Annotated in this window: 15 protein-coding genes; 9 read left to right on the top strand and 6 right to left on the bottom strand. The window is 47.0% G+C overall.

The window, feature by feature from the left end; all coding sequences use genetic code 11:
- Nucleotides 1-54 precede the first annotated feature (54 nt).
- A complete protein-coding gene (locus QUA43_RS26015; RefSeq protein ID WP_333377759.1) occupies nucleotides 55-1,263 on the top strand; it encodes a lipid-A-disaccharide synthase-related protein in 1,209 nt (402 codons plus the stop codon).
- Between the two features lie 204 nt (nucleotides 1,264-1,467).
- Here QUA43_RS26015 and QUA43_RS26020 read toward each other — a convergent pair whose 3' ends face one another.
- Complete coding sequence (locus QUA43_RS26020; protein ID WP_333377762.1) at nucleotides 1,468-2,169, bottom strand: polysaccharide deacetylase family protein; 702 nt, start codon at nucleotides 2,167-2,169, stop codon at nucleotides 1,468-1,470.
- Between the two features lie 342 nt (nucleotides 2,170-2,511).
- On the opposite strand from QUA43_RS26020, the gene QUA43_RS26025 reads away from it, so the two are divergent.
- Nucleotides 2,512-9,006: an AAA family ATPase gene (locus tag QUA43_RS26025; RefSeq protein ID WP_333377765.1), complete on the top strand. Its 6,495-nt coding sequence runs from the start codon at nucleotides 2,512-2,514 to the stop codon at nucleotides 9,004-9,006.
- Between the two features lie 195 nt (nucleotides 9,007-9,201).
- On the opposite strand, the gene QUA43_RS26030 is transcribed toward QUA43_RS26025, so the two are convergent.
- Complete coding sequence (locus QUA43_RS26030) at nucleotides 9,202-10,437, bottom strand: response regulator (protein WP_333377768.1); 1,236 nt, start codon at nucleotides 10,435-10,437, stop codon at nucleotides 9,202-9,204.
- 56 nt (nucleotides 10,438-10,493) lie between these two features.
- Here QUA43_RS26030 and QUA43_RS26035 point away from each other — a divergent pair, with 56 nt between their 5' ends.
- Entirely contained in the window at nucleotides 10,494-10,637 is a 144-nt protein-coding gene (locus QUA43_RS26035) for a hypothetical protein (RefSeq protein WP_333377770.1), read from the top strand.
- Between the two features lie 23 nt (nucleotides 10,638-10,660).
- On the opposite strand, the gene QUA43_RS26040 is transcribed toward QUA43_RS26035, so the two are convergent.
- The 3 genes from QUA43_RS26040 to QUA43_RS26050 are packed head-to-tail and all read right to left on the bottom strand — an operon-like array spanning nucleotide 10,661 to nucleotide 11,268.
- Nucleotides 10,661-10,831 carry a hypothetical protein gene (locus QUA43_RS26040; protein WP_333377774.1) on the bottom strand — a complete coding sequence of 57 codons (171 nt, stop codon included), beginning with the start codon at nucleotides 10,829-10,831 and terminating at the stop codon, nucleotides 10,661-10,663.
- Between the two features lie 18 nt (nucleotides 10,832-10,849).
- Nucleotides 10,850-11,032 carry an NfeD family protein gene (locus tag QUA43_RS26045; protein WP_333085395.1) on the bottom strand — a complete coding sequence of 61 codons (183 nt, stop codon included), beginning with the start codon at nucleotides 11,030-11,032 and terminating at the stop codon, nucleotides 10,850-10,852.
- A 29-nt stretch (nucleotides 11,033-11,061) separates the two neighbouring features.
- Nucleotides 11,062-11,268: an NfeD family protein gene (locus QUA43_RS26050; protein WP_333036967.1), complete on the bottom strand. Its 207-nt coding sequence runs from the start codon at nucleotides 11,266-11,268 to the stop codon at nucleotides 11,062-11,064.
- A 214-nt stretch (nucleotides 11,269-11,482) separates the two neighbouring features.
- Here QUA43_RS26050 and QUA43_RS26055 point away from each other — a divergent pair, with 214 nt between their 5' ends.
- The 3 genes from QUA43_RS26055 (at nucleotide 11,483) to rodA (ending at nucleotide 15,892) form a co-directional block, all read left to right on the top strand.
- The gene (locus QUA43_RS26055) at nucleotides 11,483-13,894 is read left to right on the top strand and encodes a tetratricopeptide repeat protein (protein WP_333377777.1); all 2,412 of its coding nucleotides are present in this window, start codon (nucleotides 11,483-11,485) and stop codon (nucleotides 13,892-13,894) included.
- 61 nt (nucleotides 13,895-13,955) lie between these two features.
- Nucleotides 13,956-14,303, top strand: a complete 348-nt coding sequence (locus QUA43_RS26060) for a VOC family protein (protein ID WP_190661613.1) — start codon at nucleotides 13,956-13,958, stop codon at nucleotides 14,301-14,303.
- 329 nt (nucleotides 14,304-14,632) lie between these two features.
- Entirely contained in the window at nucleotides 14,633-15,892 is a 1,260-nt protein-coding gene (gene rodA / locus QUA43_RS26065; RefSeq protein WP_333377780.1) for a rod shape-determining protein RodA, read from the top strand.
- Nucleotides 15,893-16,405: 513 nt separating this feature from the next.
- Here rodA and QUA43_RS26070 read toward each other — a convergent pair.
- Entirely contained in the window at nucleotides 16,406-17,770 is a 1,365-nt protein-coding gene (locus QUA43_RS26070) for a proton extrusion protein PcxA (RefSeq protein WP_333377783.1), read from the bottom strand.
- Between the two features lie 52 nt (nucleotides 17,771-17,822).
- Here QUA43_RS26070 and QUA43_RS26075 point away from each other — a divergent pair, with 52 nt between their 5' ends.
- The 3 genes from QUA43_RS26075 to QUA43_RS26085 all read left to right on the top strand — a co-directional run.
- Entirely contained in the window at nucleotides 17,823-20,033 is a 2,211-nt protein-coding gene (locus QUA43_RS26075) for a recombinase family protein (protein WP_333377786.1), read from the top strand.
- A 379-nt stretch (nucleotides 20,034-20,412) separates the two neighbouring features.
- Nucleotides 20,413-23,706: an Ig-like domain-containing protein gene (locus tag QUA43_RS26080; protein ID WP_333377788.1), complete on the top strand. Its 3,294-nt coding sequence runs from the start codon at nucleotides 20,413-20,415 to the stop codon at nucleotides 23,704-23,706.
- 34 nt (nucleotides 23,707-23,740) lie between these two features.
- Nucleotides 23,741-25,104, top strand: a 1,364-nt coding sequence (locus tag QUA43_RS26085; protein WP_333377791.1) for a calcium-binding protein, incomplete at its 3' end; no start/stop codon positions are given.

The raw sequence follows: 25,104 nt of genomic DNA on the forward strand, positions 1-25,104 counted from the left end.
GCACGGCTGTCTTTAAAAAAAGCTCGGCACTGATTCTGATTGTATTCTGATTATATGAAATCGAAGGGGATACTTTTCCTCAGCAACGGGCACGGGGAAGACGCGATTAACTGTCAAATTCTCAAAGCTTTGAGAGTATCTGGCGCGGATGTTGATGTTTCGGCAATGCCGATTGTAGGTGACGGGGCTGCTTACCGCCGATCGACCGTGCCAATTATTGGGCCCACCAGTCAAATGCCGTCTGGGGGAGTTTTTTACATGAATCCCCTGTTTTTCCTCAAAGATATTGGGGCGGGGCTGATTGCTTTGACTTGGCAGCAATTGCAAGCTGTTTGGACGCATTCGCGCCGCTGCGATTTGGTGGTGGCCACTGGGGATATTGTCGCGGGGGCGATCGCCCATGCCAGCAACCGCCCCTATATAATTTTTCTATCGGCCCATTCTAGTTATTACGAAGGGCGAGTCGATTTGGGTTTAATCTTGTGGCAGTTGCTTTGCTCGGAGAAATGTCTGGCGGTTTTTACTAGAGATGCTTTGACTGCTGCTGACTTAAACCGACAGGGTTTAAAGAAAGCTCAGTTTGTCGGCAATCCTGTCATGGACAACCTCAATTCTACGGGCAAAGATTGGCAGTTAATACCCGGAGTTCGGACGATCGCCCTTCTGCCCGGTTCTCGCCTCCCGGAAGCCACTAACAACCTCGTTTTGCTGCTGGAACTGGTTAAAGAAATTGCTAGTAACTCTACTGTACCGGTGCAGTTTCGGGCAGCTTTAGTTCCGGCTTTAATGCCTCAATTAGATGATATTGCGGCGCGCTCTGGATGGCAAATGCGATCGGGCAAGCTCATTTTTCCAGCAATCAAACGGTCTTTTTCTGAAGAAAAATTAGTCGAAGTGATGTGCTGGGCCGATGCTTTCGCCGATATTTTGCAGCAGTCTAGTTTAGTAATTGGGATGACTGGAACTGCTGTAGAACAAGCTGTGGGCTTGGGAAAACCTGTAATTGCAGTACCGGGAAACGGCCCTGCCTTTACCTATCGGTTTGCGGAGGCTCAAAATCGGCTTTTAGGTCATTCGGTGCAGGTTATTGGCACACAACCCGCGAATTCTCATATTATCAAGGAAGCTGCTTTGGCAGTCGATCGCACTTTGCAAGATGATAAATATTTAGCCAGTTGCGTTAAAAATGGCTTAGAGAGAATGGGGCAAGCTGGTGGCAGCATAAAAATTGCTAATTATGTGGCAAACTATCTTGGTTATTGATTGTAGTAAGGTGCGTCAGGTTGGAAATTTTAAATCTGCACGAAAAGTCTAATTCTGACGCACCATTTATATTATGTCCGTTCGATTACCCCTAATACGGTAGGGGCGGGTTCACGAAAAATATCTGCCAATAATTGACAATCTCAAAAACCCGCCCTTTTAATCGTTCGTCGCGAAAATAATTGTGGCTGACGCACCCTACTGCTATTTCAACAACTCAGAAACAGTTTTAAACTTGTAACCTTTCGACTGCAAATCCTTGACAATCATCTCAGTTGCTGCTACGGTTTTCGAGCGATCGCCCCCGCCGTCGTGCATCACCACAATCGAACCCGATCGCACATTGTCAATCACCCGATTTGCGATATCTTCCGCCGTAAGTGTTTTTTCATAATCGTGGGAATCCACATCCCACATAATCAGTTTTTTGTGCATTTGGGATAGCAAATAAGACAAAACTACAAATCGCCGACCCCAAGGCGGCCGAAAACTGATAGTTTCTTGTTTAACGCCCAACTCTTGCAAAAGTTTGTCTGTTTTTTTAATCTCAGACAGCAAAAATTCCTGGGGTTTAAACATCATATCTTTGTGAGAGTAAGAATGGTTTGCCAACTCATCTCCCCTCGCTACAATCAGTTTCACGATTTCTGGATGTTTCTCAATATTGCGGCCGATTTCAAAAAAAGTTGCTTTAACTTGATAGCGGTCTAAGATATCTAAAAGCTGATTTGTATAGGGAGGATATGGCCCGTCATCGTAGGTGAGGGCAACAACTTTTACTTCGGTATCGGCACGGTTGATGCCAAAATAATTGTGAAATTTAGTAACTTTAATTAACAGCGATACTGCGAAAAATAACGCTATTGTGAAAAGCAGAAACTTTTGTAAAATTTTACCGATTCGCATAGCTGCACGCACTCGATCGAGAATGAAAGTGGATTTTGTCAGATTACCACAATTGGGGAGCTGAATCCTTAAGCTATTTTATCATTAATTATTGTCTGTTCAGAAATTTTTCAGTTTTGGCGATCGCACAATAGCTAGACGTTTCAAGTGCCAGTACACTTGTACGCTAAATATAGCGTAAGTAAGTCCACAGCAAAAAAGCAATAATAAAAGATCGGGAGTTGTCGGGGGTGTAAGGCAAAGATTTATATTCGCAGCGAGTTTACTGCTCCTTTCACCCGCTCCTCGCCATGTTATATTTATTTGTATACTTAACTTTTTTAGGCAGCAATAATTCCCAACATGATTTCACTGCCAGATATCACAATAGTCAACCAAATCTACGAAAGTGCGAATTCCCTCGTATACCGAGGCATCCTCAAATCAAATCAGCAACCTTTGATTTTGAAACTCCTCAAAGAGGATTACCCCACACCAGCGGAACTCTACCGCTATCAGCAGGAATACGAAATCACTCGCCGTCTCAACTTAGAGGAAACGATTAAAGCCTACGAGTTGCGAAAATACGAGAACACACAAGTCATGTTGTTGGAAGATTTTGGCGGAGAGTCCTTCAAAATTCTGCTGGAACGTCGTACCTTTTCAGTATCAGAGTTTCTCCACTTTGCTATCCAGATCACAGATGCTTTAGGCAAAGTTCATCAAAAAAATGTCATTCATAAAGATATCAATCCATCTAATATGGTCTTGAATTCTCAAACTGGACAATTAAAAATCATTGACTTTGGCCTATCTACCATCCTATTTCAAGAAAATCCCAGCCTCAAAAGTCCTAACCTTCTAGAAGGAACATTGGCTTATATATCTCCCGAACAAACAGGGAGAATGAATCGAGTAATCGACTACCGCACCGACTTTTATTCTCTGGGCGTTACTTTCTATGAACTGCTAACCAACCAGTTGCCTTTTGCATCCGTCGATGCCCTTGAATTAGTCCATTGCCATATTGCCAAACAACCGACTCCACCTCATGAAATCAATCCCGAAATTCCCTTGAATCTCTCAGAAATTGTCAGGAAGTTAATGGCAAAAATGGCAGAAGATAGATATCAGAGTGCTTGGGGAATCAAGGCAGATTTAAAAACTTGTCTCACTCAATCTATAACTGGTCAAATTAAAGCTTTTTCCTTGGGATTCCAAGACATTTATCCTCAATTACAACTCCCTCAAAAACTGTACGGAAGAGAATCACAGATTGAGTCATTATTGGCTGCTTTTGTTCGCGTAGCTTCGGGAGAAGAGAAACAACTAGGTGCGAGCAACCCAACGACAACTGAGTCACAAAATTGTCAGCGACAAGGACAAACTGAACTCATGCTAATTTCTGGATACTCTGGTATTGGAAAATCAGCTTTAGTTCAGGAATTGTATAAACTCATTACTCAAAAACGCGGCTACTTTATTGCAGGTAAATTTGACCAGTTGCAACGCGATATTCCCTATCAAGCTTTAGTCGCGGCCTTCCAAGAATTGGTGCGGCAACTGCTCACGGAAACTCAAGCGCAATTAGAACAGTGGCAAGAGAAGATTCGAGGCGCATTAGGCAGCAATGGACAAATTATTATTGATGTCATCCCCGAAGTTGAACTGATTATTGGCCAACAGAATCCTGTCCCAGAATTGCCACCAACAGAAGCAAAAAATCGGTTTAATTTAGCTTTTCAAAACTTGATTCAGGTCTTTTGCCAAAAAGAGCATCCTCTCGTCTTATTTCTAGACGACCTTCAATGGACAGACAGCGCTACGCTGCAATTGATCCAGTTGATAATGACCGATTTCACTACTCAAAATCTGTTGGTAATCGGAGCTTATCGAGATAACGAAGTCACTGCAACTCATCCTGCAATGCTGACTTTATCTGAGATGAAAAAACAGGGAGTAGTAATTAATCATCTCTCCCTTTCACCCCTAAATTTAAACCAGGTTAATGAATTCATTGCGGATACGCTGAAAACTGAGTGCGTCCCTACGCAAAGATTAGCCGATTGGGTTTGGCAAAAAACACAGGGAAATCCGTTTTTTATCAAAGAGTTTCTCAAGTCACTTTATACAGAGCAATTGCTAAAATTTGATACTAATGCTGGGGCTTGGTATTGGGATTTAGAGCAAATTATAACTAGGAATATTACTGATAACGTTATTGAGTTCATGGCAGATAAAATTCAAACGTTATCAGAGTCAGCACAAAAAGTTTTACGATTAGCCGCTTGTATTGGCAACCAATTTGATTTACAAACCCTTTCCATTATTAATGAAACTTCTCAAAAAGCAGCGGCAAATGAATTGTGGGATGCCATTCAATCGGGATTGATATTACCCATTGGGGATGATTACAAATTCCTGAAAACAAACCGAGAAGCGAAGGAATTAAAAATTACCTATAAATTTGCTCACGATCGCATTCAGCAAGCCGCCTATTCCCTAATTCCCCCAGACGACAAGCAAGCGGTTCACTGGAAAGTCGGGCAACTGTTGTTACAAAATACACCGCAACAGATCCTCCAACAAAAGATTTTTGATATTGTCAATCAACTAAACTTCGGTATTGAAGCAATTGACCTTCAGTTAGAAAAAGATAAACTTGCTCAATTAAATCTGATTGCTGGCAAAAAAGCGAAGGCATCAGCAGCTTGGAAACCCGCGTGGAATTACTTAATAATTGGTATAAATTGCCTGAGTGCAGATAGTTGGCTTTGTCAGTATGACCTAACTCTGACACTGTATGTGGAAACAGTAGAAGCTGCTATTTTGAGTGGCCATGTTGAGGAAATGGAAAAATTAGCTAACCTTGTGCTTCAACAAGCTACTTCGTTGCTGGACAAAGTGAAAGTCTATGAAGTCAAGATTCAAGCCTATACAGCACAAAACAAACCGTTAGAAGCGATAGATACGGCACTTTCAGTATTAAAGCTGTTGGGGATTCGCTTTCCTAAAAAACCAACAAAATTAAATATTTTCCTTGAACTGGTGAAGACAAAGTTACGTTTAGTAGGGAAGCGAGTTGAGGACTTAATCGACCTACCAGTGATGACTAATCCTGATAAGCTGGCCGCAATGCGTATCCTCTCAACAGTAGTTTCTGCTGCCCATTTTGCAACACCTGACCTCCTGCCACTGATGGTGTTGAAACAGGTCGATTTATCAATAAGATACGGGAATAGTTCTGTGTCTTCTTGTGCCTATGCTACTTACGGACTAATTTTGTCTGGAGAAACCGTAGGAGACATTGAGACGGGTTATCAATTTGGGCAACTTGCTCTCTTGTTACTCGATAAGTTTAATGGTAAAGAACTCAAAGCTAGAACAATATTTATTGTTAATTACTTTGTTAAACATTGGAAAGAGCATCTTAGAGAAACCTTAAACCCTTTGCAGAATGCTTACTCGATCGCCCTAGAAACTGGAGACTTAGAATATGCAGCTTATTCAGTTTGCGTATACTGCTACCATTCCTATGTATTGGGGAAGGAATTGGCAAAAGTAGAGGCAGAGATGGCAATGTACAGTAATACCCTCAGCCAACTGAAGCAAGAAACATCATATTACTATAACCAACTCAATCGACAGGTTTTATTGAACTTGATGGGACAGGCTGAAGATAAATGCCGTTTAATCGGTGAAAACTATGACGAAACAAAAATGTTACCCCTGCATCAAGAGGCGAATGCTCAAAATCTTTGTCGATCGGTCTATTTTTACAAGCTATTTCTCTGTTATCTTTTTCAAGACTATCAGCAAGCTATAGAAAATGCTAACTCAGCCGAAAAATATAGCGATAGCGCTGTAGGTACTATTCCTCTCTACCATTTCTACAATTCTTTACTTTATCTCGCTATCTATTGTGACGCACCAAAATCCGAGCAAAAACTCATCCTCCAGAAGGTGAAAGGCAACCAGAAAAAGATCAGAAAATGGGCGCATTTTGCTCCGATGACTCACCTCCATAAATTCTATCTAGTGGAGGCAGAGCGATATCGAGTTTTGGGTGAAAATGTTAGGGCGATCGACTACTACGATCGCGCCATTGCCTTAGCCAAAGAACATGACTACATAAACGAAGAGGCTTTGGCTAATGAACTCGCTGCCAAATTCTACATCGCTTGGGGAAAAGAGCAAGTTGCCCAAGCCTATATGACAAATGCTTACTACTGCTATTTACGTTGGGGTGCCACAGCTAAAATGACAGATTTGAAACGACAGTATCCAAAACTTTTAAAGCGTTTTACGACAGCCAATACGTCCATAGATTCGCGCAACAGCCTGTCTAATACCTCTGGCAGCACTTCAGGTGAAACCCTGGATTTGGCCGCATTGATGAAAGCATCTCAGGCGATCGCCAGTGAAATTGAGTTGGATAAACTCCTCACGACTTTGATGAGAATCTTGCTGGAAAGCTGCGGGGCACAAATTGGCCATCTAATTTTAGAGTCTCAAGGACAACTAAGAGTCGAAGCGTCAGGCGAGGCTAACTCAAATCAGGTGATGGTGTTGCAATCGACTCCAATAGAAACCTGTCTGCCTTTGTCGATTATTCACTATGTTGAAAGGACTCAGGAAGGACTGATTGAAACCAATGTGGCCCGTGAAGGCAGGTTTACCCAAGATGCTTATATCAAAGCACACCAGCCCAAGTCTATTCTTTGCGCCCCTCTGCTCAATCAGGGGCAATTAATTGGAATTGTTTACTTGGAAAATAATTTAGCAGAGGGCGTTTTTACACCCGATCGCCTGGAAGTGATTCAATTGCTTTCAAGTCAGGCGGCGATCGCACTTACTAACGCCAGACTCTACACCCAAGTACAATCGACGCAAAATCGCCTGAATAAATTCCTCAATGCTATACCTTTAGGCATCTCCGTTCACGACGCCAAAGGACAAATCATCTACACCAATCAAGTTGCCCAGCAGTTACTGAATATTCAAGATTTACCCAAAGCCGAAACCGCAAAATTATCCCAAACCTATGGCGTTTATCGGGCAGGCACTGGGGATATCTATCCAGTCGAACAGCTACCCCTGGTGCGATCGCTTGGCGGTGAAAAAGCTCAGGCTGATGACTTGGAACTATATCAAAACGAGCGGATTGTTTCTGTAGAATCAACCAGTACGCCAATATTCGATGACACGGGTAATGTAGAATATGCGATCGCAGCTTTTCAAGATATTAGCGATCGCAAACAGGCCGAAAAAACGCTGATCGAAAATGTCCGCTTAGAACAGGAAATTAGCGATCGCAAAAAAACAGAAGCAGAACTTGAACAAGCAAAAGACGCTGCTGAAGCTGCCAACAAAGCTAAAAGCACATTTCTTGCCAACATGAGTCATGAATTGCGAACTCCCCTGAACGCCATTCTCGGCTTTTCCCAACTGATGAATCAGGATATTAATCTGTTAAATGAACAAAAAGAAAACCTCAACATCATTCATCGCAGTGGAGAGCATTTATTGACTCTAATTAATCAGATCCTTGACCTTTCCAAAGTAGAATCCGGACGCATGACGCTATCGGAAACTAACTTTGACATTCATCAGTTACTAGCCGATATCGAGGAGATGTTTGCGTTGCCAGCAAAATATCAAGGCTTACAATTACGATTTAAATATGCTGCTGATGTTCCTAAATATATCTACGCTGATGAAGTTAAGTTGCGGCAAGTGCTGATTAATTTAATCGGTAATGCCCTTAAGTTTACCTCTTCTGGAAGCGTGTCTGTAGAAGTAAAAAGTCAACAGGCAAACGCCCAAAATGAAGCCGAAACACAAATAACCGACAAGCACGAACAAACAACCATTACTTTTGAAGTCAAAGATACGGGAGTTGGCATGGCGGCAGACGAACTGGAGAAACTATTCATACCCTTCGTACAAACAGAATCAGGTCAAAAACTACAGCAAGGAACGGGATTAGGACTGACGATTAGCCGTCAATTTGTCCGCTTGATGGGAGGTGAAATCACCGTTATCAGTGGTGGGAAAGCTTTCACCCCTGGAATGCCTCTGGGGAAATTATCTGATGATACAACAGCTCTACCGACATCTGGTACAACATTTAAATTTGACATTCCTGTGGGCCTGGCTGATAGCGCAATTCAAAACCAACCCTACAATCGTCGCGTCGTTGCCTTAGCGCCTAATCAACCCCTATATCGCATCCTAGTAGTTGATGATAAAGATGACAATCGGCAACTGTTAATTAAACTCCTCAAGCCTCTTGGTTTTGAACTGCAAGAAGCAACTAACGGTATTGAAGCCCTTGAAATTTGGGATTCCTACTCACCACATCTGATCTGGATGGACATGAGAATGCCGGTTATGGATGGTTATGAAGCCACGAAACGCATTAAAGGCACTATTAAAGGTCAAGCTATTGCTGTTATTGCTTTGACAGCTAGCGTGTGGGAAGAAGAAAAGGCAGTTATTTTATCGGCTGGGTGCGATGATTTTGTGCGAAAACCGTTCCACAAAGAAGCTATTTTTGATATCATGGCTAAGCATTTGGGAGTCGGTTATATTTATGAGGAGCAAGAGCTACCCTCTCCCCCTTCTAATGTGAGTGGAGAACCGTTAAATTTCACTGATTTATTAGCAGGGATGTCTCAAGAATGGATTGTAAAATTATATGAAGCAGCTATTGACGCTGATGCGGAATTAGTTTTTCAACTCCTGGAGGAGATTCCTGAATCTCACGCTTTCGAGCTTCAAACTCTCAGAAACTGGGTGACGAAGTTTCAGTTTGAGAAGATTCTCGATTTAACTGAACCCTTGGTTGGTGAATGATGATATTTTTAGGAATTACACATGTCAGAAACCGGGTTTTTTTACGATAATACTTGGTTACAGTCCGTAGATTCGCTAAAAAACCCGGTTTCTAGGCGTCGGAGTACGTAAATCCTGACGAAAAGACGCGTTGCAGCCCGTAGATTCGCTAAAAAACCCGGTTTCTTGGGTCAGATTGCGTAAGCCCCGTTTATCCTATTTGATAACACGGGGTTGGTTCTGTTCCATCATTGACTTTAATGCCGACTGTTTTAAGTCTGTAAGGTCGCGGATGGTAATTGAGCAACCGTCTCCCAATTTAACAGCAGTGAAATAATAGCATTTAGCCAGGTAATCACTTTCTAGATGAACCTCTCCTTTAAGCGATTCTCCAGTCTCAACAACCTCTACTAATAAATCAAACAATCCGGGACTCAATTGATTAAGCAGTTTTTTCAGAACTGGCTCGCCCGCGAGTTCTGTTCGTCTTTTCCCTAAAAGTCTGGCAAAAACAGGGTTAACTACCAAGCAGCGAAAATCTTCAATTTCTCCAGCAATATCTGCCCTCACCGCCTCCACTGCGGCTATTCCATCCAGAGATGAGTTTAGCAAATTTGCCAGCAGGGCGCGAGATTGGTAGGCAATTTCTGCGGTTTGTTGGTGTCGAGCTAGTGCTTCTTTAACTTGTCGTTTTTGGTGCTGAATAGTGACCTGAGTTTCCAGGCGAACTAGCACTTCTTCTGGCTCAAAAGGTTTAGAAATGTAGTCAATTCCCCCTACCTTAAAAGCTTTGACTTTATCAAAAACTTGGTCAAGTGCGCTTAAGAAAATAATCGGAATTTCTGAGGTTTTTTCATCGGATTTGAGGGTTTCGCAGACTTGATAGCCGTCCATGTCTGGCATTTTAATATCCAGCAAGAGAACATCGGGGGGATGATTGCGAACTGTCCTCAAGGCCATCGCACCGTTGGTGACGCAGCGAACTGTATACCCCTCCTTAGTGAGAATTTCGGTTAGAAAACGCAGATTTTCTGGGAGGTCATCAACAATTACAATGTTGCCTTTGCAAGTTTCTAATTGATGAAGGTCACTTTCTCCTACCTTAGCGTTCGCGAACCGACGATCGCCTTTTGCATTGGCGATCGCACTTGTGGTGTTTTGCTTCTCTAGCACAGAGCGAAAGTTATTCTTAGTAACTTTTTCCCCCATTACCTCTGAAAGGCGCTGCCACAGGATGGCTGCTAAATCTTTGATATGTCCTATGCTCAGGTACAAGCTGTCAGCAATGACACTATAAGTTGCGTTTTCCCAAGCAGCTTTTAAGATTTCTTTTTCAAGCAAACTTAAGGTTTTACTGGTTTTGGACTCTAAGGCTGATTCGATCAATTCTAGGGCTTCTTGAAAAGTCATGTACAAATCCATCTCATCGGGTAAAGTTTTTAAGTTTTGCACCCTAGCTTTGAGTTATACACCGTAGTAAGTCGGTGGAGAAATTCCTAATAGCTATTATGCCAGACTTATTGACACTTACGATCGGGGCGATCGCCCCCGATCGTGATTCCACCTTGTCGAAACCCGAAAAAGGCGATCGCGCCCGCCTAATTCTTTGTGAGAGCGATCGGCTTAAATCCTTGTCAGCACAAGGCTTCTAAGTTGCTTGTCACCCCCTGAACGCCTACAAAAAACCCGCCGACATTTTTGTCAGCGGTGAGTTGTGGTTGAGGTCAAACTCTAGAATCTGGAAATTAACAGAGGCGAGAAGTGCGATCGCGCGCTTGAAGAGAAATGTATCGAAATAGAAACGCGATCGCAAATTTATTTGTTCTACCCTCCGAGAACTCCCCACCTCCAGATGGTTTCCCAACTACGCTTCAACTATCAGAGTAATGTTGTCAAGTCTCACGACGCGAACAACTTCACCGGGTTGCAAAGTTATTTCTCGAACGCACTTGGCAGGCCACCAACTGCTTTGAAATCGCACACTGCCCGACTGATTTGGTTTAATTTCTTCTTCAACGATCGCTCTTTCTAAATGGCTGACAGTCATGATTACTTTCTCCCGATTGTAGATTTGCCTTAACTTTCAGAATTGATCGCAAACGACGCTGCAACGATCAAAGTAATATTTTCAATTCCCACGACGCGAACCACCTCACCGGGTTCAAAAGTCATGTCTCGATCGCACTTCGCCGGCCACCAACTGTTTTGGAAACGAACGCGGCCGCATTCTTGAGGGCGAATTTGTTCATCCACGATCGCTGTTTCAACATCGTTAATAGACATAGCTGCTTGCTCCAGAATATAAACTCGACTCGATCGCTGTGTAAGTTAGAAGCTTTTCTGTTCACTTCCCATCCACACTCAACAGTATCCCCGGCCGACCTCGGCCGTGTCAGTCGGTAAAAGTCCATACAAGTCCACTGTTTGAGCGTGTAAGCGAGTCGGAAAAAGTCTGTTAAAGTTGTCTCAGATGGGTAACGCTAAACCTGGTGACTAAATGGAAGCCGATCGTGCACTGGATTTTACTAATTCGTTACTTGTGGCTCGAAACCTGAAAACTCTCGATAACCTTGACAGCGCTATCTTTCGCGAAGCATGGCAAGGAGTGCAAGGCAGGACGTACCAACAGGTTGCAGATAGTGAAGGGTATGGAGTAGGGACTGTTAAGGATGCCGCCTCTAATTTGTGGAAGCGGCTTTCAGCCTTGTTTGGAGAAGGCGAAAAAGTCAAAAGAGACAACCTTCAAGCGGTTGTAGAACGGTATTGGCGCAGCTACTCGAAACTTGAACCGCAGTCGGGACAAACTGTTCCGGCCCAAGTATCTCTCGGACTTGATGCGGATTTGGAAATCGAAAACCCGAATTTTTTGGGCCGCTTCGGGGCGATCGAAGATCTCAATACTCTTGTCGCCCAAGGTGCAAAAGTGATTGTCATCCAAAGTGCCGGCGGTATCGGCAAAACAACTTTGGCCAGACAGTATCTCAAATCTCAAGGGTTCGATCGAACCATTGAACTGTTGATGGCAAAAGAGACAGAGAATATCACAGCATTGGAAAGTGCGATCGAAGAATGGCTCAAGCAAGACTTTCAGGAAGAACCAGGGCCAGACTTTGGCGTCACCCTGGGGCGGTTGAAGCGACAGCTTCAGACTCACAAAGTCGGCGTATTGATTGACAATTTGGAAGCTGCACTCGACGGACAAGGTAAGTTTATTGAACCGCACCGGCTTTACGTGGAACTATTGCGAGTTTTGGCTGACGCAGCGGTGCAATCGGTAACGCTGATTACCAGTCGCGATCGGCTGTGCGATTCTGATGTCACCGTCGAACACTACCTGCTTCCTGGATTGGAAGTTGAAGTTTGGCGGCAGTTTTTTAGCGCCCGCAACATCAATATAGATGATATCGCCCTCAAGGAAATGCACAAAGTTTACGGCGGCAATGCCAAAGCAATGGGCATTATTTGCGGCACGATTCGAGAAGATTTTGACGGAGATATGGCGGCCTACTGGCTGGAAAACAGCGACGATCCGCTCCTTGAAACTGACTTAAAAAATTTAGTTACCAGTCAGTTTAACCGCCTGCAAGAACTCGATGCCGAAGCCTATCAACTCCTCTGTCGCTTGGGCTGTTACCGCTATCAAGACGTGCCGACAGTCCCTACTGACGGACTTTTGTGTTTGCTGTGGGACGTGCCCGAAGCCGGACGCCGACAAATCATTAAATCGCTGTTGCACCGATCGCTAGTCGAGTCTCAGAAGGGCGAATACTGGCTGCATCCAGCAATTCGGGAAGAAGCGGTCGATCGGCTCTCGCCCGGAGATTGGGAGACTGCCAACCGCAAAGCTGCCGAGTTCTGGACAGAGAGTGTTGAAAATATTGAAACTGTAGAAGATGCCCTGAAAGCCTTTGAAGCTTACTATCATTATGTGGCAATTAGCTGTTTCGACCAGGCCGCGAGCGTCATCCTCAAAAAAATCAATATCCAGTTTGCCAAAGATTACAAGCTAGGTAGAGCACTCTACAAATTAGGTTTCTTGCAGCCCATAATTTCAGCAACTACTCGCATCGTCAACAATGTGACTTCTGATTATTATTTGAGCGGTTTATACAGTATTTTAGGTATTTGTTACCGGATCTTAGGTGAAATAAATCAAGCGATAGAATGCCATCAAATATCAGAAATAAAAGCCACTAAATCTTTGCAAATTCTAGCGAAAAGCAGCGACCCGGAAAACGGCAAACAAGCTAATCTGGAATTCTGGAAAATTAACGCTGCAATTAATATAGGTTTTTGTCAAATAGAAATGGGCGAATTAGAATCAGCTATGGAGATATTTGTCAAGCTGAAAACTTCGCGGGACGAAATCGAGATTAATAGCTATTCGATCGATGTCGGGTTAGCTTTCCTCAACTCCTGTGTCGGAGCCAAAAAAGAGGCGGAAGAGCTCGCCGAAAAACTTTATGCCGATCGGGAAAACAGTCAGTTGGTGGGTACGGGATACAAGTTAGTTTTTCTCGCCGCCACCTATCACAATCTGGGAGAGACAGAGAAAGCTTTGAGCTTGTACCGCCAAGCGATCGCCCAAGCCGACCAAAACCAGTACAGCACCATCAAAGCCAAATCTCTCAGCGGTATAGCAGCGCTGTACCGAGAAGCGGGAGAATTTGACCAAGCCCTGCAGCACCATGCAGAAGCAATAGAAATACTCGATCGAGCTAGCGCCAAATTAGACCGAGCCGAAGCTTGCTATCAACTAGCACTGACAGAACAAAAACTTGGTAACACCGAGAAAACCCAAGAAAATTTTGACCGCGCCATTCAACTGTTCAGCGAAATGGACGCTAGCAAACAAGTAGAAAAAGTACAGTTAGCCGCCACCAAAAAAACCGAAAAAATACCTAATTAATCGAGCAAAAAATCAGAAAATAGATACAATAAACGAAAGAACAACCATAAACTTTGTAGAGATGAAACTAAAACGATTGGGACACGTAGCCGTCTGCGTGCAAGACATAGAGAAGTCTGCTGAATTCTACCGCAACTTGGGTATGGAGTTAGTCTGGAAAGATGCAGACTGGGCTTATTTGAAAGCAGGAGAGGACGGATTGGCGCTGTTGAGTCCGAGTTACGACCAAGCAGGGCCACATTTTGGGTTTGTATTTGACGATCGTACCGAAATGGAATCCGCCTACGAACAACTCAAAGCCGATGGTGTTTCCGTCACGCACATTCACGAACACCGCGACGGTACTGCATCCTTCTACGGCAGAGATCCAGATGGGAACGGTTTTGAATACCTTTACGAACCGGCCTGAAGATTCTAGGGCTTACGAATCAAAACCCAAGAAACCGGGTTTTTAGCGGTTTCTGCGAGTTGCAGTGCGTCTTATCGACAAAAACCCGGTTTCTGACCACGTGCGCGAACTAAATTAAGTAAGCGCCCAGAAAAAAATAGAATATCCAGATACCCGGTTGGGCGTTCCTTCTTCCGTTCCCGGAACATCCCTACAACTCCCCGAATAATCTGAGGTACTAACACCGAGGCTTCTCAAGTAAGGTGCAGGCTGTGAATCCGAAATATATCCACAACTTCCGAAAATCGGCTCGATAATCTAAAATCTAAAATCTAAAATCTAAAATCCTCATGTTGCAGAGAATACAAGTCAGAAACCGCTGGAAATCAATCTTCAAACCCTGGGAAGAAGCAGACCCTTGGCTGTTTGGCGCTTGCATCGCCCTCACCATCTTCGGCGGAATCATGATCCGCAGCGTCGAAATCAACCAGGGGCTGATCGACTGGTGGCGACACTGGGTAACTGGGGCAGTCGGTTTGTTCCTCGCCATCATCATTTCCCGCTGTCGCTACCAAATACTGCTTGAGTGGAAATGGCCGATTTATATATTAATCAATTTGTCCCTGATCGCAGTCCGCTTTATCGGTACTACAGGGCTCGGTGCCCAGCGGTGGATCAACATCGGCGGCTTTTACCTGCAACCATCAGAATTTGCCAAAGTAGGCATGATTGTCACTTTAGCAGCTCTCCTGCACGAGAAGAGTGTCCCCACAGTCCGGGATATGTTGAGGATGCTGGCGATTATGGCTGTACCCTGGGGATTGATTTTTGCTGAACCCAATTTAGGTACTTCCTTAGTGTTCGGCGCGATCACAATGGGGATGTTTTACTGGGGAAATGTCAATCCCGGCTGGCTAATATTGCTATTCTCTCCTCTCATCTCTGTTCTCTTCAATAACCTGTCTACACCGATTTGGATAGCCTGGGTAGTTGTTGCGGGTATTATCGCTTGGCGAACCCTGCCTTGGCCCTGGTTGGGGACTTTCGGTGCTGTGTTGGTGAACGTTGTTTCTGGACACCTCGGACATCTTTTTTGGAATGTGCTCAAGGATTATCAAAAAATGCGCCTGACAGGGTTTTTAAACCCCGAGAAAGACCCTTTAGGCAGCGGATATCACTTGATTCAATCTCGGATTGCTATTGGCGCTGGGGAACTGAAGGGCCGGGGTTTGTTTCAGGGAACGCAAACTCAGCTTAACTTTATTCCCGAACAGCATACGGACTTTATCTTTTCAGCTATTGGCGAAGAATTGGGTTTTATTGGCTGTATTAGCGTGTTGTTGGTGTTCTGGATAATTTGTTTCCGGTTGGTGACGATCGCTCAAACTGCTAACGATAATTTTGGTTCTTTGCTGGCAATCGGCGTACTGTCAATGTTGATTTTTCAGGTGTTCGTAAATATTGGGATGAACATTGGCTTGGCTCCGGTTACGGGCATTCCGCTGCCTTTCCTAAGTTACGGGAATGCGTCGCTGCTGAGTAATTTTCTCGGCCTGGGACTGGTGGAGGCTGTAGCAAGCCAGCGACAGCGCCATAAGCGTTGGAATTAGGTCATTGGTAATTGGTAATGGGTTTTGGGAATGCGATCGCCCTTTTGATTTCTTTCGAGAGATGCTGCGGGCGATCGCATTTTTTGTCGATCGACCAAGGCGCATCTAAATTTTACGCTTCCTGAGCGGAGCCTTGATGAGTGTCAAGTTTGATACAATTATTGTCTGGCGCGCGCGAGAACCCGCCCAACAATAAAATTTAGAGTCCTAACAGCTTAAGTAGATCAACTTAATTAAACCACTCCTGACGCAAAAAATAAATGGTTTTATGCGCTATGGGTAAGCCACTATCTGTGCAGTGGACGCCCTAATGAGGACGTTATCAATGCCTGAAAATCTTGCTATTATTACATTTTTTTTCTTCTTCCTTCCTTCTTCCTTCTTCCTTCTTCCTTCTTCCTTCTATCCTTTACATCCGCTACATCCCGTACATTGCTCGTTGCCGAACTTCCTTCTTCCTGACATCCGCTACATCCCGTACATTGCTCGTTGCCGAACTTCCTTCGCCTCTGATTACTCGTTCATATTCTTGTACGTAGCAACAGCCGAAGGCGAACTCCGGTTTAAATAACGGAAGATCCAATACTTAAATACCGTATCCAAGATCACTGGAAACGTTGCAATGAACAAAAATATGAACTGCCTATTTTCTGGCAGTCCCAAATGCCTCGATACACCTTCGAGAACTACTTCCCAACCGTGAGGGGAGTGGAATCCGACAAACACATCTGTAAACAAAATAATTACGAAAGCTTTCGCACTGTCACTGAGGCCGTAAATCACATCGTCCATGAAAGACTTTAAAATCTCAATCTCTTTCTTGTTAGTGACGATAATCGCGGCAAAGGCAATCAAGGAAATCAAATCGGCAAAAATATTTTTAATAGCTCCCCCACTTTCAGCGCGGTATTCCTCCGCTAGTTCAACTGCTTTTTCGGCAATCTTATTTTCCGTTTCCTCTAAAGAAAGCGAGGGAGCCGTGCCTATTAACCTTTCAAATTTGAGGCGCTGCTCAAATCTCTCCAGTTCTTGGAATGCTTCTTCTTCCAGGTTAACATTTATGAAAAGTGGAGCATTTTCTTGACCTCTAAAATGGTCAACTATCGGGCCGACTAAAAAGTTTTTGGAGATTTGATTCGTCAACAGGGGAACTAAAATCAAAAGCAAAATAAATCTGAGGGAAATAATTGTTTTTACTTTGGAATTGCGAAAGTTCTTGACTACTTCTTTTTCAGCTCCAGGGTCTAAATCTTTAGTGATTCGGTTCAAAGTCCCCAAAAGCGATCGCGGTAATAAATTCACTTCTTCATAGTTAGTGTCAACCTCACCATCGTGAATTTTCACAGAATTAGCTGAACCTTTATTTTGGTCAGGTGGAGAGCTGCTATTTGTTGTAGATTTGGCTTGCAGATTTACTGAACTGACAACCGGAACAATTGCCGTCGATCTACTATTATTAATATACTTGTCGATGACTCCATCAATAAACTCTAGCTTCTCAAATATAAGGGAAGCTCTATCTTTATTGTTGAGATTTAATCCGTGCTGGTGAGGCTCAGCGCTGTGCCCCGTTTTCGGTTTGGCCCCCACTCGCTCCGGCAGTTCCAAAAAAGAACGGCTAGCATTAAACTCAACCATTCTGGTTTGGATGACCTTGAGGTATTTTTGCAGTTCGGATTTAAAGAAAGACAGGGTGCTTTGTCCGTAATCTCCCGATCGCTCAGAGATTCCTTGACCGCCAAAATGCTCGTCTTCGATCGCCTTAATTGCTAACGCAGCATCGTAGGCCTGTTCTAGAGCCCTCTCAGGGGTTTCTCGATACCATTGGTGAAGGCTGTAGAGATATTTTACAATCCTGTTCCAGGGAGAAGTATTCATAGCTAAAGCTGGTTAGTTGGCTGTAGACATTAGTGATTAAAGTATTCACGGTATGGTAACAAATTTACATAAATTGAGAACTGCCACGGAGGATTCAATTTGGATTGTCGGATCTGCCCGCAGCGGTAAAACCACTCGTTTAGTCGAGCAGTTCTGCATTTGGAGCAAAACTGTCAAGCCTCTGCCTGCAACAGTTTCAGGGCGATCGAGTTCCGGGCGGCGGCGGGCGGGACAAACTGCCCCAGCAATTTTAGTCTTAGCAGCTAATGGAGACAACCGGCTAGAATTGGCCGATCGCATCGCCGTCGCTACCGAAGGAAAATATACCTTCCACTCCACAACGCCCTTCGGTTTTTTTGAGCAGGAGGTATTGTTATTTTGGCCCCTGCTAGTTCAGTCGCTGGATTTGAGGGCTCAATTTCCCCTGCGGCTGCAACCTGAAACAGAACTGGAACTTGCCGCGAGACTCTGGCGTCGCGAACTAGACGAAGGCATTTTGCAAAAAACAGGGGTAAGTCCAAATCGAATGGTGCGTCGAACACTAGACTTATTACAACTTGCTGCTGTCAGCGGTACACCGAGAGAAGAGATTCCCAGCATTCTGGAACAGGGATTTGCTGGTGACGGCGGCTCGACCAACCTGTGGACTAGCATGGGAGAGTTGCTGGAAAGGTGGCGGGAATGGTGCTTGATGCGGGGGCTCCTGACTTACGGGATTGTTTGCGAACTCTACTGGCGCTATTTGTTGCCGGATGTCAGTTATCAGCAGCATTTGGCCTCTAGATACCAAGCTGTGATCGCAGACGATGTTGACGATTATCCGGCGATAAGTCGCCATTTGTTCGATCGAATGCTCGACCAAGGTGCGGCGGGGGCGTTCTCCTACAATCGGGATGGAGGAGTGCGTTTGGGCTTGGGGGCTGACACGGAATACCTAGCCCAACTCGAAAGCCGCTGTCAAAGCGTGGAAAATTTGGACGCAACAGCAGGTTTAGCCCCAGAGATTGGAGATTTAGCGGTAAGTTTAGCAGTTAATACTGAGGGTTTTTATCCTTTAGGCTTGAGTTTGCCCGGTAAAGTTCGATCGCTCCAAACCACTTCCCGGGCTCAACTGCTGCGAGAAACCGCCGAAATCATCGTCGATGCGGTGAAGTCACAAGCCGTGGAACCGCAGGAAATCGCCGTAATTGCCCCTGGGATGGATGCGATCGCCCGTTACAGTTTAACGGAAATTCTCGCGCGAGATGGTATCGCAGCCGTATCTCTCAACGATCAGCGTCCCCTCTCGACTACCCCAGAGATTCGAGCTTTACTCACTTTGTTAGCGTTAGTTTATCCGGGACTCGGCCGTTTAGTCGATCGAGACGGCGCAGCCGAAATGCTGGTGGTGTTGGGCAGCCAGAAACACCGTTCATTGGAAACAGAAGATGCCAACTCGACGTTCAATCTAAAATCTCAAATTCACAATCAAAAATCGATCGACCAAGTGAGAGCAGGTTTAATCGCCGATCACTGTTTTTGCCCAGATATTGATCGACCTCAATTGCTGCCAATTACAGCCTTTCCCCGGTGGGACCGACTGGGACACCGAGCCGCCCGGGCCTACGAGCACATTGTCGAGTGGATCGAACAACAGCGATCGCAACAGCAGGAGCGGCTGTTGCCGAGTCCAATTGCCCTACTCGATCGAGCCATCCAGAAATTTCTCATGAACGACAGATACCTGCCCTACGATCGGCTAGCAGCCCTGCGCGAGTTAATGGAAACCGCCACCCACTACTGGGAAATCAACGGGCGAATGCAGCGCGTAGAACCAACAAACGGCGACGACTCAGAAACGATCGCCCGGTTCATCCAGTTGTTGCGCCAAGGAACCGTCACCGCCAACCCCTTTCCAGTTCGTCCAGAAGGCCCAGCAGCCAGAGCCGTCACCCTCGCCAACATCTTCCAGTACCGCAGCAGCCGGCGCGCCCACAAATGGCACTTTTGGCTGGATGCCGGCTCGCCCCTGTGGCTGAGTGGTGGTGCGGCGACATTGTTTGGTGCTCCCTTATTTTTGCGATCGCAACTGGGGCGTCCCTGGGAAACCGAAGAGGAAACGGCGGCCGACCAACAGCGACTGCGGCGAATTCTGCTAGATTTGTTAAGTCGCTGTTCCCTGCTTTACCTGTGCCACAGCGAACTATCCGTCAGTGGACAAGAACAAACCGGGCCGCTTCTGCCCCTAATTAACAGCTCTGTTTCTTGTCAGCAGTCAGCATAAGGCATTCGCTTCTGGAGGCAAGAGGCACATCTGTATTTAGCATTCGACATTCGGAAAGAAAAAATTATGACGGCGAAGATTTTTATTTTTTCTGATTCTGGATAAATACACCGGGCTGACTCCAAGCCCGACTTCTACGTTCTATCGAAATGGCGCGATATTAAAGTATACCCAACATAGGCAGCAAAACGTGCAATCATTAATATTTTGAGATCAAAAGATGCCCCGCTTAAAAAATATCTATAGCCGTGGCAGTTTTGATTTAGTATGTTAGAAATGATGGGGTTATTAATCAATTTTAAGCCAGATTTGTGGCAACAAACTGATACTAATCAGTTCTTAAAGTTAATCGGGATCGTCGTTTAAAGGAGCCAAAATAATGCCAAGTGCAGTGCCATTAGTAATTATACCAACACCCACTCCAGAACCAACACCAGAACCAACACCCACTCCAGAACCGACGCCAACACCAACACCAACACCCACTCCAACACCCACTCCAACACCCACTCCGACGCCGACGGGAACTCCAACTCCCTCCGGGGACGACACATTTGGCGGCATAGACGACACATTGGGCGGAGGCCAAGGTACCTCGCCCGCAGTCATCGGCGGCGTAGTCCGCGGCACAGAAAGCAACGACTCCTTAGCTGGCAGTCCCGGCCCCGACGTGATTTCCGGGCTGCAAGGCAACGACACCTTGCAAGGAGTCGGAGGCGACGATTTACTATTCGGGGCCGATGATGACGACGTGCTGTTCGGCAATGAGGGCAACGACGTTCTTGATGGCGGTTCAGGACTCGATACCCTGTACGGAGGCAAAGACAACGACTCCCTCGACGGGGGAAATAACCCCGACCTGTTGTATGGCAATGACGGCAACGACACGGTAATCGGAGGCGAAGGCAGAGACACGGCTTACGGTGGCAAAGGCAGCGACAGCTTGCGTGGGGGCTCTGGCGACGATAGCTTTTTGGGCGATCGAGGCGACGACATCCTGTGGGGCGACCAAGGCAACGACTCGCTCTTCGGCGGCGACGGCGAAGACTTGCTATTTGGCAACGAAGGAGGCGACTGGCTATACGGAAACGCCGGCGGGGACACATTTTTTTCCGGCGACGGCGACGACATAGTATTCGGTGGCGACGGTGATGACATCGTGGACGGCGGTGCTGGCAACGACGTTCTTTGGGGCGAAGGAGGCAAAGACATAATGGCAGGAGGCGAAGGCAGAGATGTCTTCGTCATCGGTGCCTTCAGTTCCCCCAGCGGCAGCAGCGACGGCACTAACCCGGCATTTCTCACCACAGGCGGCCCCGATATCGCCGATGCCGACATTTTCACAGACTTTCGCCAAGGCGAAGATTTAATCGGGTTAACCGGCGACCTCAAGTTTGAAGATTTGGTAATCTTCCAAAGCACTGAGACCAAAGCCGGCAGTACGATTATTCGCAACGGCGTCAGCGGCGACTTTTTAGCAGTATTGCCCGGAGTAGACAGCAGAACCCTAGGGCGAAGCTCATTTGTAATTGCCCCCACAGTTCCCGGCAGCGCAACTCCGCTTCCCCTACCGACGCCGACACCAACGCCGACGCCGACACCAACGCCGACGCCGACAGACAGTCCGACACCGACACCAACGCCGACGCCGACAGACAGTCCGACACCGACGCCGACAGCCAGCCCGACACCAACGCCGACAGAGCCGGTGCCGATATTCCCGGGGTCGCCGACGCCGACAGCAAGTCCGACGCCGACAGCAAGTCCGACGCCGACAGCAAGTCCGACGCCCATCCTTAACCAACCTCCAAAAGCAGTTAACGACAACTTCACCACTGTTGCCGGTCAAACACTCAGTTTCAACGTTCTGTTGAACGACACTGACGCGGAAAAAAGCGCTCTGACTGTCACGACTTTTACTCCAACAGGCAAGGGCAGCCTGGTTCCTGTGGGCGGCGGCGCATTCAAATACACGCCGAATCCGGGCTTTTCGGGTAGTGACAGCTTCAGCTACTCGATCTCAGATGGCAACGGCGGCACAAGTCAGGCGGTAGCAACCATCAACGTTAGCAACCCGCCACAGCTAGTAATTAACGACGGTGTGGTGGTTGCCAAAAGTAATCCTACCCAGACGATTACTGCGGCCGATTTGTTAGTCACAGATCCCGACAACACCCCTTTGGAAATCGTTTACACGATTACTAAAGCCCCCGATGCTACCAGAGGTTTTGTCCAAAGGGGCACCACCTTTCTCAACGTCGGTGGCAAATTCACACAAGACGATATCAACAACAACATCGTCAAATACAACTTGCTGGCGACAGGTGGCAGCGACAGTTTCACGTTTACAGCCTCCGACGGGTCTGCAACTGTTGGGCCGGCATCCTTCAGCATCACGGTGGTAGATAATATTGTCGATCGCAGCGCACTCCCGGCCAGCAGCTTTACAGGCAGCAACCTCAGCGACTTCATCCTCGGCGGGGCCGGCGACGATACCCTCGCTGGGGGCGACGGCAACGACATCATCGATGGCAGTGGCGGCAACGACCTCGAATTCGGTGAAGCAGGCAACGACTCGGTGGTAGGTGCGATCGGCAACGACACCCTTGACGGCGGACTGGGCAACGATACTGTTGACGGCCAAGACGGCATAGACTCGCTGATCGGCGGACTGGGCAACGACCTGATGTTCGGCGGCAATGACAATGACAACCTCTTGGGCGGAGACAACAACGACACCATTGACGGCGGAACAGGCAATGACTCGATGTTGGGAGAATCCGGCGACGACTCGATACTTGGTGGCACTGGGACCGACACCTTACTTGGTGGCATTGGCGACGACTCCCTCGACGGCGGTGCAGGCGACGACATCCTCGACGGTGGACTGGGCAGAAACTTGCTCGACGGCGGTATCAATAACGATTCCATATCCGGCGGCGACAACGATGACACGATTTTGGGTGGACAAGGCAACGACACGGGACTCGGAGGTTCGGGCAATGACTACGTGTTGGGCGAGGCCGGCACCGACTCCCTCGACGGCCAAGCTGGCGACGACACTCTCGACGGCGGTGCCGGCAGCGACTGTCTCAGCGGCGCCTTCGGCAATGACTTGGTATTGGGCGGCGATGACAACGACTCGCTTTCCGGCGGTGCAGGCAATGACATTTTGGGCGGTGGCAACGGTTCTGACTTGCTCACGGGCGATGCTGGCAATGATTTCTTCTACTACGAAACTCCCAGCGAAGGCGTGGACGTGATTGCTGACTTTAACGCTAACGGCAGCGAGACCGACAGATTTTTGTTCAGGTCATCAAATTTCGCAGGTTTAACCAACTCTGGAACTACTCTCGATTTCACCAGTTTTATCGTCAGGAATATCGGGTCTAGCGGCGACGACATCAGCAAGCAATCAGTCATTTTGTTTGAATCTAAATTTGATAACGCTCAAGCAATAAATGCAGTGTTGAAGAATCAAAAGGGTTCGAGCCAAACGGGAGCTTTCTTCGTGTACCTGAACAATACTTTTAACAAGTACGTTCTCGGCTTTGACCCGAATGTGGCAGATGACAGTCTCCCAGCTTTCGATTTGGCAGTGTTGAATTCTATTCCTACAGTGCCGGGAGCTCTCAGCACCGTCATTACTGCATCTGACTTTAAGTTTATTTAGTAGTTTTTGAGTAGCGTCGCAAGGAGTCGGAACAATGGCAAGTGCAGTACCACTAATTTTTCTCGAAGGGCGGCTACCCGATGAGAACGGGGATAGTTTGGATAGCGGCACGGTGCCGTCGCCTACGCCGTCGTCGGGGACTTCGACAACGATGACGGGGACTTCGACAACGATGACGGGGACTTCGACAACGATGACGGGGACTTCGACAACAATGACGGGGACTTCGACAACGATGACGGGGACTTCGACAACGATGACGGGGACTTCGACAACGATGACGGGGACGGGCCCGGACATTTCGATCACCCCGGTGCCGCGACCACCTCTGACAGTTCCCACGCCTCCCCCACAGCCAGTTTTTGTCGATGGCTTAGTTGTCGGAAATGATGGGGATAACTATTTAATCGGCAGCTTGTTCAATGACACTATTTCCGGGGGGGCCGGCGACGACACGCTTCTGAGTCGGGACGGAGACGATCTACTCAGGGGCGAAGACGGTAACGATTCTCTCAACGGTGGCGCTGGTAAAGATATCGTTGAGGGCGGGCGCGGTAATGACACGGCGCGGGGCGGCAAAGGCGATGACTTGGTTTCTGGCGACGAGGGCGGTGACGTAGCTTTTGGCGACCAGGGCAACGATCTTGTCTTGGGTGCTGAGGGTAACGACACGCTGTACGGCGGTAAAGGCAATGACTGTCTGCGCGGAGGTGGCGAGGACGACCTGATTTTTGGCGACAAGGGCAGTGACACTGTTTTTGGCGACACGGGTAATGACTGCCTCATCGGCGGCGCTGGCAATGATATTTTGTTGGGCCAGGAGGGCGGGGATGTCATCACCGGGGGCGTTGGTAACGATACTGGTGATGGCGGCGAGGGTGATGACCTGATCTTCGGGGGTGACGGCAATGATTCTTTGTCTGGGGGGCCTGGGGATGATATTCTTTCGGGCGATCGCGGATCGGATACTCTGACAGGAGGCGACGGATCGGATATCTTTGTTCTCGGTAGGGTGGGCACGTCGCCTGGTAGCAACGGGTTTCTCACTACTGGCGGCCGCGAAATCGGTGATGCTGATGTAATTAGAGATTTTAATGCGGGAGATTCGATCGGTCTGGCTGGAGGTCTAAACTTTACAGAGTTAGAAATTTTTCAGGGCCAAGGCTCGAATTCTAGCAACACGATTATTAGGGACAGGCGAACTGGGGAATTTTTGGCGGTGTTGATTGATGTTCGATCGAACTCGCTAGATGAATCTAGGTTCACTACAGCTCAAATACCGCGCGTAAACGACAATCCCTTCACCATTGAGGGGACAAGTCCTTCTCCGACACCAGCAACGGGGACAACACCTTCTCCGACACCAGCAACGGGGACAACACCTTCTCCGACACCAGC

The organism is Microcoleus sp. N9_B4 (genome assembly GCF_036701635.1).
GTDB lineage: Bacteria > Cyanobacteriota > Cyanobacteriia > Cyanobacteriales > Microcoleaceae > Microcoleus.

Bases quoted from the DNA above. Each gene is read 5' to 3' on its own strand.
- QUA43_RS26015 (WP_333377759.1), top strand. From the start codon at position 55: ATGAAATCGAAGGGGATACTTTTCCTCAGCAACGGGCACGGGGAAGAC.
- QUA43_RS26020 (WP_333377762.1), bottom strand. From the start codon at position 2,169: ATGCGAATCGGTAAAATTTTACAAAAGTTTCTGCTTTTCACAATAGCG.
- QUA43_RS26025 (WP_333377765.1), top strand. From the start codon at position 2,512: ATGATTTCACTGCCAGATATCACAATAGTCAACCAAATCTACGAAAGT.
- QUA43_RS26035 (WP_333377770.1), top strand. From the start codon at position 10,494: ATGCCAGACTTATTGACACTTACGATCGGGGCGATCGCCCCCGATCGT.
- QUA43_RS26045 (WP_333085395.1), bottom strand. From the start codon at position 11,032: ATGACTGTCAGCCATTTAGAAAGAGCGATCGTTGAAGAAGAAATTAAA.
- QUA43_RS26050 (WP_333036967.1), bottom strand. From the start codon at position 11,268: ATGTCTATTAACGATGTTGAAACAGCGATCGTGGATGAACAAATTCGC.
- QUA43_RS26055 (WP_333377777.1), top strand. From the start codon at position 11,483: ATGGAAGCCGATCGTGCACTGGATTTTACTAATTCGTTACTTGTGGCT.
- QUA43_RS26060 (WP_190661613.1), top strand. From the start codon at position 13,956: ATGAAACTAAAACGATTGGGACACGTAGCCGTCTGCGTGCAAGACATA.
- rodA (WP_333377780.1), top strand. From the start codon at position 14,633: ATGTTGCAGAGAATACAAGTCAGAAACCGCTGGAAATCAATCTTCAAA.
- QUA43_RS26070 (WP_333377783.1), bottom strand. From the start codon at position 17,770: ATGAATACTTCTCCCTGGAACAGGATTGTAAAATATCTCTACAGCCTT.
- QUA43_RS26075 (WP_333377786.1), top strand. From the start codon at position 17,823: ATGGTAACAAATTTACATAAATTGAGAACTGCCACGGAGGATTCAATT.
- QUA43_RS26080 (WP_333377788.1), top strand. From the start codon at position 20,413: ATGCCAAGTGCAGTGCCATTAGTAATTATACCAACACCCACTCCAGAA.